This is a genomic window from Collinsella aerofaciens (assembly GCF_028206995.1).
Classification (GTDB): Bacteria; Actinomycetota; Coriobacteriia; order Coriobacteriales; family Coriobacteriaceae; genus Collinsella; species Collinsella aerofaciens_AQ.
On record NZ_JAQLFL010000003.1, the window covers coordinates 132,440 to 151,045 of the forward strand.

General features: G+C 61.2%; 12 protein-coding genes and 1 tRNA gene. 10 read left to right on the plus strand and 3 right to left on the minus strand.

The window, feature by feature from the left end; all coding sequences use genetic code 11:
• Positions 1-249: 249 nt before the first annotated feature.
• The 4 genes from PMX60_RS03705 to PMX60_RS03720 all read left to right on the plus strand — a co-directional run bounded on the left by PMX60_RS03705 (position 250) and on the right by PMX60_RS03720 (position 4,769).
• Entirely contained in the window at positions 250-1,326 is a 1,077-nt protein-coding gene (locus tag PMX60_RS03705) for a tetratricopeptide repeat protein (protein WP_271746930.1), read from the plus strand.
• Positions 1,326-2,369, plus strand: a complete 1,044-nt coding sequence (locus PMX60_RS03710) for a hypothetical protein (RefSeq protein ID WP_271746931.1) — start codon at positions 1,326-1,328, stop codon at positions 2,367-2,369. The genes PMX60_RS03705 and PMX60_RS03710 overlap by 1 nt, the downstream gene beginning before the upstream one ends.
• A 45-nt stretch (positions 2,370-2,414) precedes the next feature.
• The gene (locus tag PMX60_RS03715; protein WP_271746932.1) at positions 2,415-4,592 is read left to right on the plus strand and encodes a MurT ligase domain-containing protein; all 2,178 of its coding nucleotides are present in this window, start codon (positions 2,415-2,417) and stop codon (positions 4,590-4,592) included.
• Between the two features lie 100 nt (positions 4,593-4,692).
• Positions 4,693-4,769: transfer RNA gene (locus PMX60_RS03720), tRNA-Glu, on the plus strand.
• 636 nt (positions 4,770-5,405) lie between these two features.
• Here the strand turns inward: PMX60_RS03720 and PMX60_RS03725 are convergent.
• On the minus strand, positions 5,406-7,493 hold the full coding sequence (locus PMX60_RS03725) for a glutamine synthetase III family protein (RefSeq protein ID WP_271746933.1): 2,088 nt from the start codon (positions 7,491-7,493) through the stop codon (positions 5,406-5,408).
• A gap of 426 nt (positions 7,494-7,919) precedes the next feature.
• On the opposite strand from PMX60_RS03725, the gene PMX60_RS03730 reads away from it, so the two are divergent.
• From PMX60_RS03730 to PMX60_RS03745, 4 genes are all read left to right on the plus strand, one after another.
• On the plus strand, positions 7,920-8,792 hold the full coding sequence (locus PMX60_RS03730) for a methylenetetrahydrofolate reductase (RefSeq protein ID WP_271746934.1): 873 nt from the start codon (positions 7,920-7,922) through the stop codon (positions 8,790-8,792).
• The gene (locus PMX60_RS03735; RefSeq protein ID WP_271746935.1) at positions 8,792-9,580 is read left to right on the plus strand and encodes a hypothetical protein; all 789 of its coding nucleotides are present in this window, start codon (positions 8,792-8,794) and stop codon (positions 9,578-9,580) included. The genes PMX60_RS03730 and PMX60_RS03735 overlap by 1 nt, the downstream gene beginning before the upstream one ends.
• Before the next feature lie 9 nt (positions 9,581-9,589).
• Positions 9,590-12,148: a homocysteine S-methyltransferase family protein gene (locus tag PMX60_RS03740; RefSeq protein ID WP_271746936.1), complete on the plus strand. Its 2,559-nt coding sequence runs from the start codon at positions 9,590-9,592 to the stop codon at positions 12,146-12,148.
• A gap of 108 nt (positions 12,149-12,256) precedes the next feature.
• Entirely contained in the window at positions 12,257-13,621 is a 1,365-nt protein-coding gene (locus tag PMX60_RS03745; protein ID WP_271746937.1) for a PFL family protein, read from the plus strand.
• A gap of 185 nt (positions 13,622-13,806) precedes the next feature.
• On the opposite strand, the gene PMX60_RS03750 is transcribed toward PMX60_RS03745, so the two are convergent.
• Positions 13,807-14,079, minus strand: coding sequence for a hypothetical protein (locus PMX60_RS03750; RefSeq protein WP_271746973.1), 273 nt, complete (start codon positions 14,077-14,079; stop codon positions 13,807-13,809).
• On the opposite strand from PMX60_RS03750, the gene PMX60_RS03755 reads away from it, so the two are divergent.
• Positions 14,004-14,825: a methyltransferase domain-containing protein gene (locus PMX60_RS03755; protein ID WP_271746972.1), complete on the plus strand. Its 822-nt coding sequence runs from the start codon at positions 14,004-14,006 to the stop codon at positions 14,823-14,825. The two genes, PMX60_RS03750 and PMX60_RS03755, sit on opposite strands and share 76 nt — an antisense overlap.
• 158 nt (positions 14,826-14,983) lie before the next feature.
• Positions 14,984-15,283 carry a YhbY family RNA-binding protein gene (locus PMX60_RS03760; RefSeq protein ID WP_117839974.1) on the plus strand — a complete coding sequence of 100 codons (300 nt, stop codon included), beginning with the start codon at positions 14,984-14,986 and terminating at the stop codon, positions 15,281-15,283.
• Between the two features lie 58 nt (positions 15,284-15,341).
• Here PMX60_RS03760 and PMX60_RS03765 read toward each other — a convergent pair whose 3' ends face one another.
• Positions 15,342-18,338 carry an AfsR/SARP family transcriptional regulator gene (locus tag PMX60_RS03765; protein ID WP_271746938.1) on the minus strand — a complete coding sequence of 999 codons (2,997 nt, stop codon included), beginning with the start codon at positions 18,336-18,338 and terminating at the stop codon, positions 15,342-15,344.
• Positions 18,339-18,606: the final 268 nt, after the last annotated feature.

The following is an 18,606-nucleotide window of genomic DNA, read 5'->3' on the forward strand; positions in this document are numbered from 1 at the left end:
ATCAGGGTTGACTACATATTCCGGGCAGGGCTGTGCCCCTCCAAAATGTGCCCCGTTCGCCGCCAAAAATCGACCGTTTGCGGCACTGTGATACCACCCGCGCAACCGAGGTGCCGACATTTGTGCGACATCCGTCTTCGTGGTGCAAAGGTGCAAGTCCAAGTGCGGCACCCCCCGGTGTGCCACATGCGGGTAAACTAGAACTTTATATAGAGACATTTGAACCCTAACCGCAGCAAAGGAGGCCCCATGGCATTCGATCCCATTCAAGAGGATTGCCATCGCCTCGTTCTTGAGGCCTTGCGCCGCGACAATATCCCGCTCACCGACGCTGCCGCCGTAGAGCGTCTGATGGAACAATTCACCCGCAACCCCGCACCACTCATCGTGCACGACCGTGACCGCGCCGGGCACCTCATTGCCAAGGTGGTCGAAGCCGTCGACTACCGCATTCCCTTTATCCCTGACGATGCCCAGGCAGAGCAGGAAGAGGCAGCTGCCGAGAACATGCTCCGCGAGGCAGCCGCGCTCGACCCCACAAACTGGGATGCCCAGCGCATGCTGACGGCCCTCACCGCAGAATCCAACGAGGAATACGTACAGTACCTGGTGTCCAAGTGCGATGAAGTCGAGCATGACCTGGCGCTCAAAATCGCCTCGGCTCAGGACCCCTACGAGCGCGAGGCCGCAGGCGACCTTATGCGCCACCCCTATCTGCGCTGGCTTGCCGCCTTGGCATCGCGCGCCCTCATTAGCGGCCGCTATCGCATGTCGCTCGAAGCCGCAAATCGCAGCTTGGACTTTGCGCCCAACGACCCCGCTGGTGTCCGCCACACCGCGATGCTCGCCATGGCAAAGCTCGAATACCCCGCCGAGGAGCTCAAGCGCTTTCGCTCCGCTCACTCCGTGCCGTACCTCGCGAATACCCCGCTGCGCCGCCGCCCCAAAGATGCGGAGCGTGACTTGGACCCGTGGACGCTCATCGCGCTGATGAGCGCTGCCTGGCGCGAGCTGGACTACGAGGGTGCCGAACACTACCTGCGTATCCTTGTGCGTTCGTGCCCGCACGCGGCCGAGGCGCTCTACTTCCAAACCGAGTTTCCCGATGGCGTCTATGCCCGCGTCAACGTGGGTGCGGGCTCCACCGACGAGCTTGTCCTTGCGCTATCCGAGGCGACGCCGGTACTGCAGGAGGGCCTGGGCGCCCCCGACAACGCCAGCTTTGCCGCCTGGGTCGCCACCAACGATATCGTGCGTTCCCAAATCGATGAGCGCATACTGCGGGCGGCCGAGCAGGGTTTGCCGTTTAAGGGAGGAGACCTCTAATGGATCCGAGCGTCTACATCCCCGCCTACCTGGAGCGCGCCTACGTTGCGTCGCACCCCGAGCTCACCGATGCAGCACGCGAGCTTGTCCATAACGACATTAGCGCGAATCCCCAAAAGTACGCGCAGTCCGAGCATGCCCAGGCGCTGCTGTCCTATGCCGGTGTTCATCGCCACCTGCTCGACGAGCTCCATCGCATCGAGGACATGGGCAGCGACGAGGAATTCGAGCAGACGCGCAATCGTCTGTTCGACGACATGCGCGATGAGCTGCTCAAGATTGTCCGCGTCGATGCGTATGTCCTCGATGCCCAGCTGCTCGCCATCATCCTGGCTGACACGCCCGTTGACGCCTGCCTGGGCGACCTGATGAAGCTCGAGGCGACCACAACCGATTACCTGCAGCAAAGCGTGCCCGGGTTCGACATGGAAGCCCCGCACTACTGGGCCAATAAGGTTTTGACGGACGGTGTGACGGCGGCAGAGCTCACCGTGAGCGAGCCGGCTCTTATCGGGTGGCTTCACACACTCGAGGCCATCTCGCAGCTGTGCATGGCGAGCGCTCGCTACCGTGCTGCCGCCAACTACGCCCGCCGTGTTCTTAAGGCGGAAGGCTACCCCACCCGAGCCGCAGGCACCGTGTTGCTCGCCCTCGCTCGCCTGGAAGACCAGGACGGCTTTTTTGCCCTGGCCCACCAGCTCGAGGAAGAGATCGGGGCTGACGCGCTCGAGAACTCTCCTTGGTATCTGCTCGCCCGCACGATTCTGCTGTTCAAAACAAACAAGATGCGCCCGGCGGTGCGTGCGCTGCGTGAGTTCGCTAACCGCTGCGAGGGCGGCGCGTTCTTCTTGCTGAATCCCATGTACCAGACACCGTACCTTCCCTGCCGGCCCGAGCCACGTGATCCCTGGGATCTTTCGCACCAGGCCGTTTGGGAAGCGGACGGCATTATCTCGGACACTCCAGACTTTGCCCCCTGGGCCAATGCCTGCGAAGACGCGTCGCAGCTTGCCCAGGAATTTGCGCGCCGCTACGGTTTTTAGTGACGCACTCGACCCGACCATGTCGTTTACGTTAGGAACGGTTTCATGAACCTCCGCTCATCTCTTGCCTGCACCTCGAGCGATATCGCTCGCTGGGGGCTGCGCTCCGTCCTTAAGCGCCAGGGTGGCGTACTCCCCGGCCGCATCGCCATGAAGATCGACCCCGAGTTGCTGAGCGACCTCGCCGGCCTTGTCGACCGCAGCGTGGTGATCACCGGCACCAACGGCAAGACCACCACCTCCAATCTCATTGCCGACGCCGTTGCCGCCAGCGGCGCCACCGTGGTATGCAACCGTGCCGGAAACAACATGGAGCCGGGCGTGGTTGGTGCCCTGCTCGAGGCGCGTGGCAACCTTAAGCGAACCGCCAGCAGCAAGCGCGTAGGCGTCTTTGAGTGCGACGAGCTCTACACGGTGCGCGTCCTGCCCAAGCTCAAGCCGACGTACTTTGTGCTGCTCAACCTGTTCCGCGACCAGCTGGACCGCTACGGCGAGATCGACCACACCCAGGACGTCATCGCCCACGCGCTGGAGCTTTCGCCGGCAACGACGCTCATCTATAACGCCGACGATCCGCTGTGCGCCTCGATCGCCGCGCGCGTCCCCAACACGAGCATCGCCTTTGGCATCGACGGTGCCACGGGCACCGAATCCGATCGCATTAGCGACTCGCGTTTTTGCTCGCAGTGCAACGCGCCGTTGGAGTACGACTATGTGCAGTACGGCCAGCTCGGCGCCTATCATTGTCCTTCGTGCGGTTGGGGTCGTCCCGCGCTGCTCCGTCGCGTGACGGACATTGAGCTCACCTGCGACGGCTACGGCTTTGACCTGAACTTTGGACCCGATACCGGCGCACCCGCAACGCACATCGCCACGCGCTACAACGGCCTGTACATGGTCTACAACGTTGCCGCCGCCTTCTTTGCGGCACGCGAGTTGGGCGTGAACGCAGCTCACCTGCAGCCCACGCTCGATGCCTACGTCCCCGCCGGCGGACGCATGGGCCGCTGGGAGATCGCCGGCCGTACCGTCGAGGCAAACCTGGCCAAAAATCCCGTGGGCTTCGATCGCCAGATTCAGTCCATTAAAACGGCAGGCGGCAGGCTCTGCGCCTTCTTCCTGAACGACAACGACGCCGACGGTCACGATGTCTCGTGGATCTACGACGTCGACTTCGAGCGCATCGCCGACACCCCAGGGCTTGTCGCCTTTGCCGGCGGCACGCGTGCACACGATATGCAGGTACGTCTGAAGTACGCCGGCATCGACGCCTCCATCATCTCGAATATCGAGCAAGCGATCGGTGCCGTGGCGGACGAGGAGGCCGGCGATACTTTCTACGCCGTCGCCAACTACACGGCCTTCCCGCCACTGGTCAAGGAGCTCGACGAGCTTAAGGGCACCGATGCGGCTACGGTTGCCGCCCACGCTGCAACACGCGCCAATGGCAGCGCTGTCCCCACCGATATTGCGCCGGTCGAGCTCTCGCGCCCCCTGCGCATCGTCTACCTGTATCCCGATGCCCTCAACCTCTATGGCGACGGCGGCAACGTCATTGCCCTCGAGCGCCGCTGCGCCTGGCGTGGCATCCCCGTGCGCGTGGACGAGGTCCGTATGGGCGAGTCGCTCGATCTCACCGACGCCGACATCGTCATGATGGGCGGTGGCTCCGACCGCGATCAGCTGGCCGTGGCACACGAGCTGTTCGCTCAAAAAGACAAGGTTGCGTCCTATGTTGAAGATGGCGACTCGCTGCTCGCTATCTGCGGCAGCTATCAGCTGCTCGGCCGTTCGTACTATATGGGCGAGAATCGCATCGAGGGCCTGGGCGTCATTGCTGCCGAAACCGTGCGCGGCTCCGACCGCCTGATCGGCAACGTCGCCGTCAAGACCGACCTGGCACCCGAGCCCTTTGTGGGATTTGAGAACCACGGAGGCCGCACCCTTTTGGACGCCGATGCCACGCCGCTCGGAACGTCCGTCGTCACGGGCACCGGCAACAACGGCGACGATGGCTTTGAGGGTCTCATCTACAAGGGCGTCATCGGCACGTACCTGCACGGACCGGCACTGCCCAAGAACCCCGAACTCGCCGACTGGCTCATTACCCACGCCCTCGAGCGCCGTGGCGACGCGCAGGCCACAGCCCTGCTGCCGCTCAAGCCCCTCGACGACACCTACGAGCGCGCCGCCCACGACGCAGCCATGAAGCTCCTCCCCTAGCACCCCACCACCACAAAGGGGACAGGCACCTTTGTGGTGGTTTTTCAGTTTGCCAACGATATGTGAACGGCTAAAAAAGTCTGCTATACTCTTTCCCACTGTCCCCATCGTCTAGCGGCCAAGGACGCCACCCTTTCAAGGTGGATATCGCGGGTTCGAATCCCGCTGGGGGCACCATTTGAATTGAAGAGCCCGTTACCCTCGCGGTAGCGGGCTTTTTGCTACCGATATGCCGGGATTCGAACCCGACAGGGTGCGAAGCTGAGGAAACGCGCAAGCGTTTTCCAGCGCAGCACGCAAGGAGCGGAGCGACGCAGCGGAAGCGGGCGGCGCCAGCCGCACGCGGACATCCCGCTGGGGGCACCATTTGAAACTAGAAGCCCGTTACCCCCGCGGTGACGGGCTTTTTGCTACCGATATGCCTGGATTCGAACCCGACAGGGTGCGAATCCCGGCATCATCGCAAGGCCTGTGGGCAAAAAATAGCAAATATGAGTACTGTCACCAATTTAGTAACAGCGATTTCATGCCATCAGAAGGCGATTTAGACGCCAGGGGTCCTACGGCGAAAGAATTGCAGGCGTTTATCAGCTAAGTACTTGAACATATGTTGTGTAACACTGCATATTTTGCAAAAAAATAATGCTACAGGACTTGTGACAGTACTCATATTTGACGTTTTTTGTCCACGCCCCCTTATTGCGTGGGCGAATCAGGTGCAAAACGGGCTTCAAAGCGCCCTTCGCAAACAAAAACCGGGGCCCGCATGATGCGGACCCCGGCTCAATACCGTGACGATATGTCAGTTACGCTCTACACGTAGAACAGGATGTCGTCATAGGTCGGGACCGGCCAGTAGTCGGCGGCCACGATCTCCTCCATGGCATCCACGGCGGCGCGCAGCGTATCCATAGCGGGAACGACCTCATGTGCATACACGTTGGCCTGCTCCTGGCCATCGAGAGCCTCGGCCTTCTGATGCACGACGTCGAGCGCCTTGATGGAGTCGTTGATGGCAGTGATACCGTTGCAGAGCTTGTTGAGCGTGTTCTGCTCGCACTGCATGGCGGCCTCGGCACCGGCGGCACGAATAGTCTCAAGGCCCTTAGCGACCTTGGTGGCATAGGCGGTAATGACCGGGCGATAGGTACGACGCGCCTCGCGAACCATCGTGGTGGCCTCGATGTTCATGAGCTTGTTGTACTTCTCGAGCTTGCAGTCGTAGCGGCACTGAGCCTCGGCCTTGGTCAGGACACCCGTCTCCTCAAAGAGCGCAATGGCCTTTTCGGAAACAAAGGCGGGCAGGGCGTCGGCCGTGGTCTTGTTGTTGGCAAGACCACGCTTCTCGGCCTCAACGGGCCACTCGTCGGAGTAGCCGTCACCGGAGAACAGGATGCGCTGGTGGTCGGTCAGGACCTTCTTGCAGTACTCGAGCGCAGCGTCCTGGAACTTATCCTCGGGCGTACCCTCAAGCGCGTCGGCGAAGGACTTGAGCGACTTGGCCACGGCGGCATCGAGCACCAGGTTGGAGTCGGAGACGTTCTGCTCGGAGCCGCAGGCACGGAACTCGAACTTATTGCCGGTGAAGGCAAACGGGGAGGTGCGGTTGCGGTCGGTGTTGTCCTGCATCAGCTTGGGCAGGGTATCGGCGCCCAGGTCGAGCACGCCGCGCGTGGCATGGACGGAAGCCTTGCCATCGATGATCTTCTCGACGACCTCGGTAAGCTGGTCGCCCAGGAAGATGGACATAATCGCCGGAGGAGCCTCGTTGGCGCCCAGACGATGGTCGTTGCCGGCCGAGGCAACGGAGGCACGCAGGAGCTCCTGATAGTTATCGACGGCCTCGATCACCGCGGTGAGGAAGACGATGAACTGCAGGTTGTCGAGCGGGGTGTCGCCCGGATCGAGCAGATTCTCGGACTCGGTGCCAAGCGACCAGTTGTTGTGCTTGCCCGAACCATTGATGCCCTCGAAGGGCTTCTCGTGCAGCAGGCAGACCAAGTCGTGGCGGGAGGCGATGAGCTTCATCTTCTCCATCATGACCAGATTCTGGTCGATGGCCTCGTTGACCTCGCCATAGACCGGTGCGAGCTCATGCTGGCAGGGAGCGACCTCGTTGTGCTTGGTCTTGGCGGGAATGCCAAGCGCCCACAGTTCATCGTCCAGGTCCTTCATATAGGCCGAGACGGTGGGGCGGATAGCGCCAAAGTAGTGCTCCTCGAGCTCCTGGCCCTTGCAGGGAGCAGCACCAAAGAGGGTGCGGCCGGTGATGACCAGGTCCTTGCGCTTGCGGTAGGCGTCCTTCTTGATCAGGAAGTACTCCTGCTCGTCGCCCACGGAAGGAACGACCTTCTTGGGGGTCTTGCCAAACAGTGCCAAAACGCGCTTGGACTCACGCGAGAGCGCGGTCATGGAGCGCAGCAGCGGGGTCTTCTTGTCCAGGGCCTCACCCGTGTAGGAGCAGAAAGCCGTGGGGATGCATAGGACATCGTCCTTGATAAAGGCGGGGCTGGTGGGATCCCAAGCGGTGTAGCCACGGGCCTCGAAGGTGGCACGCAGGCCGCCGTTGGGGAAGCTGGAGGCATCGGGCTCGCCCTGGATGAGGTTCTTGCCCGTAAACTTGGTAATGGCGGTGCCGTCGTGGTTGGGCTCCAGGAAGCTGTCGTGCTTCTCGGAAGTAATGCCCGAAAGCGGCTGGAACCAGTGCGCGTAGTGCGTCGCGCCCTTGGAGATGGCCCAGACCTTCATGGCATGGGCAACGGCGTTGGCCACATCCAGGTCGAGCGGCTCACCGCCCTCGAGGGTTGCAGCAAGGCGCTTCCAAATGTCCTTGGGGAGGTAGTCCTTCATGACTTCCTCAGAGAACACCATGGTCCCGAAGCGGTCAGTAAGTTCGGCCATACGGAACTCCCTTCGTATCGGCACCGCGTGAGAAGCGGTGTTGATTACTAACGAACGAGTCATAGCTTAGACTCGCCGTGTTTCCGCGACATTACCGTTATGTTGCTGTCGCGAAACCAATCAATGAGGTTACCCTATCGAGGCGGCGTTGCCACCCTCAACAGCCAATCAACTGCATAAATTGCAGACCTCTCCCCATGGTTTAAGGGTAGTCAATTTGGGACGGGGCTTTATTAACTGGTATTTCGCATCAGATACCATTCAATATAGCCCCATCCTACATTGACCGCCCTGTTATAGGAAATGTCGATAGCGAAGCATTTTCGATTGGTATCCCCAAATAGCGAGTGAAATTCCATCGTGGCACAGTGGTGCTGTAGAATCCTTACAACGCATCACACTATTACGTATCTAGAGGAGCACGATATGCGCGTCGACGAGCTTTTTAAGCAGGCAGCATCCCAGGGCACCGCACCCGTTTCGTTTGAGATGTTCCCGCCCAAGGGCGAGCTGACCCTCGACACGGCTCGCAAAGTGGCAGGCAATCTGTGCAAGCTTTCGCCGAGCTTTGTCTCGGTCACCTGCTCGGCCGGCGGCTCAGGCAACGGTGCCACCACCGCCCCCATCGCGCATATGATTACGAGCGAATTCGATACGCCCTCGGTGGCGCACCTCACCTGCGTGGGCCGCACGCATGCCGATATCGCCGCCAAGATCGACGAGTACCGCTCCACCGGCGTAGAAAATGTACTGGCCCTGCGCGGCGATCTTCCCGCCGGCGCGACCGAGGACGACAAGCCCGCCTCGGACTACGCCTACGCCCGTGACCTCATCCCCGAGCTCGTCGACGCCGGCTTTTGCGTGGGCGCCGCAGCCTACCCCGAGGGCCACATTACCTGCGAGGATCTCAACCTCTCGGTCGAGCACCTCAAGCAAAAGCAAGACGCCGGCGCGAGCTTCTTTGTGACACAGCTCTTTTTTGACAACGAGTGCTTCTACCGTTTTCGCGAGCTTGCCGACAAGGCCGGTATCACCGTGCCCATTACCGCGGGCATCATGCCGTTTATGGGCAAGTCGCAGATTAGCCGCATGGTCTTTATGTGCGGTGCGTCGCTACCCTCCCCCGTCATCAAGATTCTCGCCAAATACGAGAACGACCCCGAGAGCCTGCAGGCAGCCGGTGTAGATTATGCCGCCCGTCAGCTTTGCGACCTCAAAGAGCACGGTGCCGACAGTCTGCACCTGTACACTATGAACCGTCCTGCGATCGCCGCAACCATTATGGAGCGCCTGGGGTAATGGAAAAACCGCACATCGATACAGTTTTTGGTGAAGTGCCGGCCGACCTTGCGTCGCCGGCGCTTTACCGTATCGACGCTGCTCACCACCCTCGTGTCGACCGTGCCGAGATGCTGCGGTATCTGGGCTACGGCGGTCAGCAGATTGAGCCCGAGCTGTCGCAGCGTATTGAGCTTGTCGTTGAGCGTCTGGAGCTGGATATTGAACCCCGTGGCGTGCGCCGCGTATTTGCCGTCGATGCCACGGGAGTCGATGAACAGGGCGATCCTTGCATTCGCTTGGTCGGCACCAACGTTGAGCTGCGCGGTCGCGATATCTATCGCCACCTCAAAGACGCCCGCTTTGCCGCACTCATGGCATGCACCCTCGGCATGGAAGCCGAGCGTCGTCTGCGCACCACGGGAGCCCAGCAACCCCTAGAGGGAGCCGTGCTCGACGCCGCATGCTCTGCCTATGTAGAAGCCGCCGTCGAGCAGATGGACCAGCAGGCCAAGGCTGCGGCCGCCGCACACGGACTCGCCGGCAACTGGCGCTTTAGTCCCGGCTACGGCGACTGCCCGCTTACGGCCCAGCGTTCAATCGTGGATGCACTCAACGCCACGCGCCTCATTGGACTTACCGTCACCCCCACCAGCCTGCTCATGCCCACCAAGAGCGTGACCGCGGTAATTGGCCTGTTCGACGGCGAAGTCCATGACGCCCAGAGCCATCCTACCTGCAATATCTGCCGCATGCGCGAGCACTGCCGCTTCCGCGCCGCCCACACCACCTGCTATTCCAGCCACTAGGAGCCCCCGATGTTCACCCCGCTTATTACTCATAATTCGGATGGTGCCGCGCTGGCGGCGCCCGTCAATGCCGCACGCTGCAACGGCGCTGTGTACAAGCCACGCACGATCGACGACCTGCGCATTAAGGACGATCGCCTGCGCGCCACCATCGAGGGCACGGGGCACCTGCTGTTTGACGGCGGCATGGGCACCATGCTGCAGGCTGCCGGCATGAAGGCCGGCGCCCTGCCCGAGCTGCTCAACTTTGAGGAGCCCGAGGTTATCACCGATATCCAGCGTCAGTATGTCGAGGCCGGCTGCGACGTGATCACCGCCAACACCTTTGGCGCCAACGCCCACAAGCTCGACGGCGCCGCCACCGTGGCAGATGTCTTTGCCGCCGCTGTCGCCTGCGCCCGCGAGGCCGGCGCCCGCTACGTCACCGGCGATATCGGCCCCATCGGCGCGCTGCTTCGCCCCTTGGGCACCCTGAGCTTCGACGAGGCCTATGACCTCTTTGCCGAGGAGGTGCGCGCCGGCGTCGACGCGGGCGTGGACCTCTTTATTATCGAGACCATGACCGACCTTGCCGAGATCAAGGCGGCCGTCCTCGCCTGCCGCGAGAACTCCGACCTGCCCGTCTTTGCCACCATGACCTTTGAGGAAGACGGTCGCACCTTCTTGGGAACGAGCCCCGAGGTCGCAGCCATCACGCTCGACGCCATCGGCGCCGACGTTTTGGGTATCAACTGCAGCCAGGGCCCGGCCGAGCTCCGAGGGCTCGCCGCACGTATGCTCACCGTTACCGACAAGCCCGTTATGGTGCAGGCTAACGCGGGACTGCCCCGCGTGGACGACGACGGCAATACCGTCTTTGATATCCAGGCCCCCGAATACGCCGAGGCCGTCGCCGGCATGATCGAGGACGGCGTGAGCGTCGTGGGCGGCTGCTGCGGAACCACGCCGGCGCATATGGCGGCCTTGCGCACGCTTATCGACAACCACACGCCCAGCCCGCGCCGCCGCAAGCCCAGCATGTCGGTCACGAGCGCCCAGACGGTCGTGGACCTTCCCTGTGACGGCCACAAAATCGCCGTCATCGGCGAGCGCATCAATCCCACCGGCAAAAAGCGCCTGCAACAGGCCCTGCGCGACGGCGACCTGGACTACGTCGTGAGCCAGGGCATCAGCCAGCAGGAACAGGGCGCCGACATCCTGGACGTCAACGTGGGCCTGCCCGAGATCGACGAGGTCAAGATCATCCAGCAGGCGACCGAGCAGCTCCAGGGCTCCACGCTGCTGCCGCTGCAGATCGACTCCACCGACCCCGCAGCCGTCGAGGCAGCCGTGCGCCGCTACGCCGGCAAGCCCATCATCAACTCGGTCAATGGCAAACAGCAAATCATGGATGAGATCTTTCCGCTGGTCGCCCATTACGGCACCAACGTCGTCGGCCTCACGCTCGATGAAGGCGGCATCCCCGATACCGCCGAAGCTCGCTTCGCCATCGCCGAGCGCATCGTGGCCGAGGCCGCCCGCTACGGTATCGGCCCGGACCGCATCCTCATCGACTGTCTGGTCATGACCGCCTCGACCAATCAACGCCAGGCCGAACAGATCCTGCGCGCCATGTCCCTGTGCAAGGAGCGTCTGGGCGTCAAATGCGCGCTCGGCGTGTCGAACATCAGCTTTGGTCTGCCTGCCCGCCCGCTGCTGGGCTCGGTCTTTTTGGCTGCCGCTTTTGGCGCGGGCCTGGACGCCCCCATCATGAACCCGGGCTCCAAGCGCTTTATGGATACCGTCTACAGCTATCGCGTGCTGAGCGTTGAGGACGAGGGCTCGACCGGATACATCGAGCGCTACGCCGGCTGGACCGATCCGTACAAGATCGCCGCGAATCCGGCGGCGGCTCAGGCGGTATCGACCGACGCCGCGCCCGCTGCTGGCACCACCGGCACCGACGGCAACGACGACCCGATTCGTCGCATGGTCGTCTCGGGCCGCAAGGGCGAAATCGCGGCCGAGACCGAGCGTCTGCTGGCAGACCATGACGCCATGGACCTCATCAACAATCACTTTATCCCCGCCCTCGACGAGGTCGGAGTCCTCTTTGACCAGGGCAAGTTCTTCTTGCCGCAGCTCATGGCCTCGGCCGAGGCCGCACGCGTGGGCTTTGACACCATCAAGCGTCTGATGCCCGCCGGCGAGATTGCCGACAAGGGCAAAATCTGCGTGGCCACCGTCAAGGGCGACATCCACGACATCGGTAAGAACATCGTCAAGATGCTGCTCGACAACTACGGCTACACCGTCTTTGACCTAGGCCGCGACGTCGACCCACAAGAGGTACTCAAGACCGTACAGGAGCGTGACATCAAGCTCGTCGGTCTCTCGGCGCTTATGACTACCACGGTCGTCGCCATGGAAGAGACCATCAAGCTGCTTCATGCCGAGGTGCCAGGCGTCAAGATCATCGTAGGCGGCGCCGTACTCACCCCCGAATACGCCAAGCAGATCGGCGCGGACTACTACGCCAAGGATGCCGCCGAAAGCGCGCGCATCGCCGAAGAGGTCTTTGGGCAGTAACACAACGGAAACAACCCCGCACCAAAACGTGCCGCACGCGCCACGAGACGTGTGCGGCACGTTAGAATAAAAGGGACTATGCTCGTTTTGGCAGATAGGAGCGCAAGGATGGCGATCACGCCTGCAGAAATCGCGGAAACCCGCGGCATGGTTGAGGAGCAGAACCTCGACATCAGGACCATCACCATGGGTGTTTCGCTCATGGGTTGCGGTGACGAGAACCTCGACCGCATGTGCACGAAGATCTACGACCACGTGACGCACACGGCTGAGCACTTGGTCGAGACCGCCGAGAACCTCGAGCGCGAGTACGGTATCCCCATCGTCAACAAGCGCGTCTCCGTCACCCCGGTGGCGCAGATCGCCGCTTGCTGCAAGGATGAGGACCTCACCCCCATCGCGCATGCCCTCGACCGCGCGGCCGAGACCCTCGGCATCGACTACCTGGGTGGCTTCTCCGCACTCGTCCAGAAGGGCATCGGCGACGCCGACCGCCGTGTCATCCAGTCCATCCCGCAGGCGCTCGCCACCACGAGTCGCGTCTGCTCCAGCGTCAACGTCGCCAGCCTGCGTGCCGGCATCAACATGGACGCCGTACTCATGGCTGCGCAGACCATCATCGCTGCTGCTAAACTCACGGCCGACCAGGATTCCGTCGGCGCCTCCAAGTTTGTCTGCTTTGCCAATATGGTCGAGGACTCCCCGTTTATGGCGGGCGCCGTCCACGGCGGTGGCGAGGCCGACGCCGTCATCAACGTAGGCGTCTCGGGCCCCGGCGTTATGGCCGCAGCCCTGGAGACGCTGCCCGATTCCGCCTCGATGATGGAAGTCGCCGAGAAGATTAAACAGACCGCCTTTAAGATCACCCGCGCCGGCGAACTCATGAGCCGCGAGGCCGCCCATCGCCTGGGTGTCGAGAAGGGCATTGTCGACCTGTCGCTGGCCCCCACGCCCGCCATCGGCGACTCCGTCGCGCGCATCCTCGAGATCATCGGCGTGGGCACCTGCGGTGGCCCCGGCACGACCTGCGCGCTCGCCATGCTCAACGATGCCGTCAAGAAGGGCGGCGTCATGGCCAGCTCCAGCGTGGGCGGCCTCTCGGGCGCTTTTATCCCCGTGTCCGAGGACGCCGGCATGATCGCCGCCGTCGAGGCCGGTGCGCTTTCGCTCGAGAAACTCGAGGCTATGACCTGCGTATGCTCCGTCGGCTTGGACATGATCGCCATCCCCGGTGACACCCCGGTCGAGACCATCGCCGGCATCATCGCCGACGAGATGGCCATCGGCGTCATCAACAACAAGACTACGGCCGTCCGCGTGATTCCCGCTATCGGCAAGGGCGTGGGCGACTGCGTTGAGTACGGCGGCCTGTTTGGCCGTGCGCCCATCATGCCGGTGAACCCCAACGCCGGCACCGTGCTTGCCCACCGCGGTGGACGCTTCCCGGCGCCGCTGAACTCGCTGAAGAACTAGCTGAGGGGTTCGGGCGAGGAGCCCCGCCGCCGGGCGGCAGACATATAAGGTCGCCTGCTCGGACAGTCCTGACTCGCACGGAGAGCACATTTAGTGCTCTCCGGCTCGTGCGGAACTCGCGATCGACCTTATATGTCTGCCGCCCGGCGGCGGGGCTTCTCGCACAACGGGACCTCAGTTGGGTTCTATCCCGGTTGCAGTTGCTTCGCTCCTGCACCACTTGGCTGGTACGGCGGTTTGGCGCTGGATCGGTTCTTTCTGATATATGCTGGTTGCGGCTCTTCTTTTGGGAGAAGTCGCTTTTTTGTTGCTAGGAGGTTGGCCCGTGGTCGATGGGGATGCTCACTCTGAGCTTCTTTCTGCTGATTGGAATGGCGAATGGATGCGTCTGCAAGCTGATCGGCATCGGGCTGATGATTCTTTTGAATGGGATAAGCGCGCTCGACATTTTCGGCCATTGGAGACTGCCCCGTATGCTCGAGATTTTATAAAACTGCTGGCTCTTGAGCCTGGTGAGTCGGTGCTGGATATGGGGTGTGGGGCTGGGTCGATTGCTATCCCGCTTGCTCAGGCTGGACATTCCGTGATTGCTGCCGACTTCTCTCCTGCCATGTTGGGCACCCTTGATGCTGGCTATGGGCTCGAGGACCTTATTACGCCGCTTGAGCTTGCTTGGGATGATGATTGGGATTTGGTTGGGCCGGTTGCCAAGGCTGTTGACGTTTCCTTTGCGAGTCGCTCGGTTACTACGAACGACCTGAAGGGGGCACTTGCCAAGCTTGACCGTACGGCTCGCCGACGTTGTGCTGTCACGATGGTCGCCAACTCCAGCCCGCACTATGACCTGTACCTGATGAACGCCATCGGTGCCTCGGTTACCTGCAGTAATGGTTTTGTGTATGCCTTTAACATCCTTATTCAGATGGGTGCGCTGCCGCAGGTCACGTATTTTGAATCGCCCCGCCGCGACACCTTCGATAGTCTCGAGGCGGGCGTTGCAGACTTTTCTCGCATGCTCGAACATGGCAACGAGGATAAGATCGACCGCCTGCGTGACTATATCGCCCACCACATGATCGAGAACCCCCATGCCGGCGAGCCGGGATCAAAGGGCGTACCGCAGGGACGCTACATGCTCGACCACATCCGCAAAGTCCGATGGGCGTTTATCGCCTGGGAGCCGGTCTCCGTACCCCGCCCGTAGCCCATCTAAAGCCTGCATCGTCTACCCGTCCGGCATCCGCATTCTTTGCGAACTGGGCAAACGCGCTCCACACCACGCCGTTCCTGCGCTATCGTGGGACAGCTCACGTAGATTAAGGCCCCATTGCAGGGCGCCCCATACATAGAAAGCGAGAACCCATGGCACTGACAGGAGCCCAGGTCAAGCAGCTTCGCAGCATGGCCCATCACCTCAACCCCGCCATCATCATCGGTAAGTCCGATGTCAACGAGGGCACCGTCGAGCAGACGGTTGCCTACCTGGAGAAACACGAGCTCGTTAAGTGCTCCGTGCTGGACGGCTCCAGCCTTTCTGCCCGCGAGGCCGCCGAGGAGCTCGCTGAGCGCTGCCACGCCGACGTCGTTCAGGTTATCGGCCGCAAGTTCTCGCTGTATCGCGAGTCCTCGCGCAAGGATATCGAGAAGATCAAGCTCGTCTAAAACCGACTGGCCATACCGAGTAGTCCGCGGGCGTCCGATTGATTCGGACGCCCGTTTTTTATCGCTCGACAAGCACGCGCTTGAGTCTGCCTTCGACCAGGCGCTCATACAGACGCCTTGTCTCGGGCTCGGGCACGCCTTGAACCTGTTCTCTCAGGTGGTGCATATGGCCGCTGTACAGCTCAACAACATCACGGCGTCGTCCCGCCGCGCCGTAAACGCGCATGGCGCAGCGAACCATGTCCTCGCGCGCCGTCTCTTGGCGAAGCCCCGATTCCACGAGCCAAATTGCCGATTGCAGGTCATTTTCCTCGAGAGCGGCATTCGCTCCCCTAATCATGCAGTCGATGTACTTGGATTGCATAATGCGGCGCATGCGCGTAAAGAACGTGGGGTTGCAACCGGTGGGAACATATAGCGGGCCCGCGTAGAGTTGCTCAACCTTAAGACATAGCTCAACCAGGTGAGGGCCTCTCGCACCCATACGGTTTCCCAGGATCTCACGGCTCAGCTGGTCAAAGAGCCTTACATCGGTCTTAACGTAGTCGCCGTTGAGCCCAATGCACTCGTTTTGGATGACCACGCACGACTTTCCATCTGGCGTTGGACCCAAAGCCGAGCGCAAGCGCGATACCGTCGAATACAGATTGTTGCGCGCGGCGTTAAACTCGGCATGGGGCCACAACTCCATGGCGATTGTCTCGCGGTCGACCATGGCATCCATACCCAGCGCAAGACGTTCGGCAAGTGTTGCCGCCTTTTTGCGACGCCACATCTTATCCGTGATGGGGAAACCGTCGCGCTCGGCGCGAAACGCGCCAAACATGCGCATCTCAATATGGCCGATGGCATCGACAGCCTCAACCTCGCCCGCCTGGAACAGGTGCTCGCTTTCGCCCTCAAAGTCATCGCGTAGTGAATACCGCGACAGCTCACGCACCGGAAGCTTCTTGCGAATCCTGACGGCAGGCTCGCCCAGGCAATGCATCGCAAGACGCGCAAAAAGCCGATACGATGGGTCTAAAATCCCCGAGCGATTCATAGACATCCAGGCAGCAAGATCGCTATCGCGGCCCGCAGCGGCCAGATGCAGCGCCACGATCCAGGCTTCTGAGCCACCGACCTGCGTCTTACTAATGTCGAGCAGCTCTGCCTCTTCGCGAACCGATACCAGCGACGTATTGCGCAGATACGCCACACGTTCCAGCAACAATGCGTTTTCGCGCATGTACGCAATCGATTCATCAGCGAGCTTGAGCACCTGGACCGCGCGGAACTTCGCGTTGACCGGCCGTCCCTCCGCCAGCGATTGCCAGCCCTCCAGCAATAGTCCAAACAGCTGAATTTGATTGTCTCGAACACGCACCGCAAAGCGGTCGAGCTCGCCAAACGCCACATCGTCGGTCACGGGCAAGCCCGCGAGCAGACGCCGCGCCGCCAGCACCATACGCAGCCATATGGATGGCGCCTTAAGCCCGCGGATATCGAGCGCCTCGAGTATCTGCGTCATCTTGTCATCGCGCTCGTCGGGTTTAGCAAACGAGCCGTCGAACAACTCCAGCAGCATATGGTCGGCCTGTATGAGAATCCCCGCGATGTCGAGCTCGCAATCATAGGCTTTGCACGCCTTGAGCTTCGCGAGAACATCGCCGTCTCCCGCTCGCTCGGTTAGGTGGCGCTTGACCTCGATATGCGCGGACAGCATGTCGAGTACCTCGCAGGATGTCTGTTCTTGCACAACAGGGTTGGCGGGAAGCCCCAGGTCATTGTCGCCGTAAAAGGCGATAGTGAGTGCCTGGGCTATTTTCCAGGTAGCGGGGTCGAGCTCGCGTGCGGCCTGGTCACCTGCACGTTCGATAACGGACGCCATATACCTTGCGAGCTTTGTATTGCACACGCTAACAGCCGCCAGATACACGCCGAGTGCCTCGGCGGGTGCCGGCTCTTGCTCCTGCTTTTCCGCATTGATCATCGCCGACGCCGCACGGCAAATGTCCCCTCCATGCCCGGTCAAGGCAAGATCGGCCCCATACTGCCCGGCAAGTTCCAACACCACATGGCGGTCCAAGAACGCATCGGCCAGGTCCATGGCCAAATCGCATCGGCCTGCCTTAATCAAAATGCGAGCAGCCCGCGATACAAGTTCGGGACGGATCTCGGCAACAAGCTTTCGCAACCTCAGGCGCGCATTGTCCTTAGCACCCAAACACCTAAAGGTGCGATCAGACGGATCCACGCCAAAAATCGGATAATCGCGCACAAAAATGGACTGGTCGACCATCGAAAGCCTCACGCCGCACGCCTCTAGCTCCGCAATGCCGCCCTCGCCCATCAGCACCATCAAACAGGCAACGGTAAACAGCAGGTTGTTCTCGAGCAATGCGAGATCGGCCAGCGCCGCACCGTACACGTTGACAATTTCGTTCTCGAGCAACCCGGCAACATCGCCCTGTCCATACATTCCCGTCTGCAGGGCAGATACCAGCTCTGGCACACCCTGCGTGAGCCGATAAAAATCGAGCGATGTACTGATCGAGAACGCCGTGGCCCATGACGAATACTCATAGGCGTGCACCTTGAGCATCTGCGCATTGACTTTTACAGAATCGCCCAGCCCGTGGATAAGCAATCGGTTGGAGGGGCGGCAAGTAATAAAGACCCCCGTCCCCGTAGCACGTAAGCTGCGGATTCGATTGATGAGATCCTCGGTTTCGCGCTGCTCGAGATTGGGTACGTTGTCGATCGCAACGAGCGAGTGCGGCTTGTCCTTGAGCTCATCGGCGACAACCTCGAGCTGGATAAAGAGCTCGCGTCCAATCGCGCGGTCGGCCTCGATTATCCGAACCGGCCCTCGCGTGGGGTCCGATTTAACTTCCTGCACGTATTGCAGCAATACCGACGTCTTACCAAACCCGTCGGGCGCGTAAAGCAGAACGATTCCCGCCTTGCGCCCTTTAACGATGAGCTCGTTCATCAAGCGATCGCGCCGCACCATATAGCCGCCGCCCGTCGGCATCAACTCGAGGTCGTCCGTATTGCCCAGATCGTTTACCATGCCTGCTCCTCAACTCGACCATATGGACACCGTAGCTGCAGGACCATATGAGCCACCCCGTGAATAGCACAACTTAGAGTTTTTGGTTGTCTGCCGGTACGTGTTTGGCAAGTTTTTGTACAGCGAGGCCCGATGGTAATTTATCCCCCGACCAATAGGTCTTTGCGCAGGTCAATGCGCTTGCCAGCATGTCCCATCCAATTTGCAGTGTAGCGCAGTTGGCTGTTTTTATTTGAGTTGCGCAACTCGCCTATTCCTCGCTACCGCC

Bases quoted from the DNA above. Each gene is read 5' to 3' on its own strand.
- PMX60_RS03755 (WP_271746972.1), top strand. From the start codon at position 14,004: ATGCGTCTGCAAGCTGATCGGCATCGGGCTGATGATTCTTTTGAATGG.
- PMX60_RS03750 (WP_271746973.1), bottom strand. From the start codon at position 14,079: ATGGCCGAAAATGTCGAGCGCGCTTATCCCATTCAAAAGAATCATCAG.
- PMX60_RS03735 (WP_271746935.1), top strand. From the start codon at position 8,792: ATGGAAAAACCGCACATCGATACAGTTTTTGGTGAAGTGCCGGCCGAC.
- PMX60_RS03710 (WP_271746931.1), top strand. From the start codon at position 1,326: ATGGATCCGAGCGTCTACATCCCCGCCTACCTGGAGCGCGCCTACGTT.
- PMX60_RS03730 (WP_271746934.1), top strand. From the start codon at position 7,920: ATGCGCGTCGACGAGCTTTTTAAGCAGGCAGCATCCCAGGGCACCGCA.
- PMX60_RS03715 (WP_271746932.1), top strand. From the start codon at position 2,415: ATGAACCTCCGCTCATCTCTTGCCTGCACCTCGAGCGATATCGCTCGC.
- PMX60_RS03725 (WP_271746933.1), bottom strand. From the start codon at position 7,493: ATGGCCGAACTTACTGACCGCTTCGGGACCATGGTGTTCTCTGAGGAA.
- PMX60_RS03740 (WP_271746936.1), top strand. From the start codon at position 9,590: ATGTTCACCCCGCTTATTACTCATAATTCGGATGGTGCCGCGCTGGCG.
- PMX60_RS03745 (WP_271746937.1), top strand. From the start codon at position 12,257: ATGGCGATCACGCCTGCAGAAATCGCGGAAACCCGCGGCATGGTTGAG.
- PMX60_RS03765 (WP_271746938.1), bottom strand. From the start codon at position 18,338: ATGGTAAACGATCTGGGCAATACGGACGACCTCGAGTTGATGCCGACG.
- PMX60_RS03760 (WP_117839974.1), top strand. From the start codon at position 14,984: ATGGCACTGACAGGAGCCCAGGTCAAGCAGCTTCGCAGCATGGCCCAT.
- PMX60_RS03705 (WP_271746930.1), top strand. From the start codon at position 250: ATGGCATTCGATCCCATTCAAGAGGATTGCCATCGCCTCGTTCTTGAG.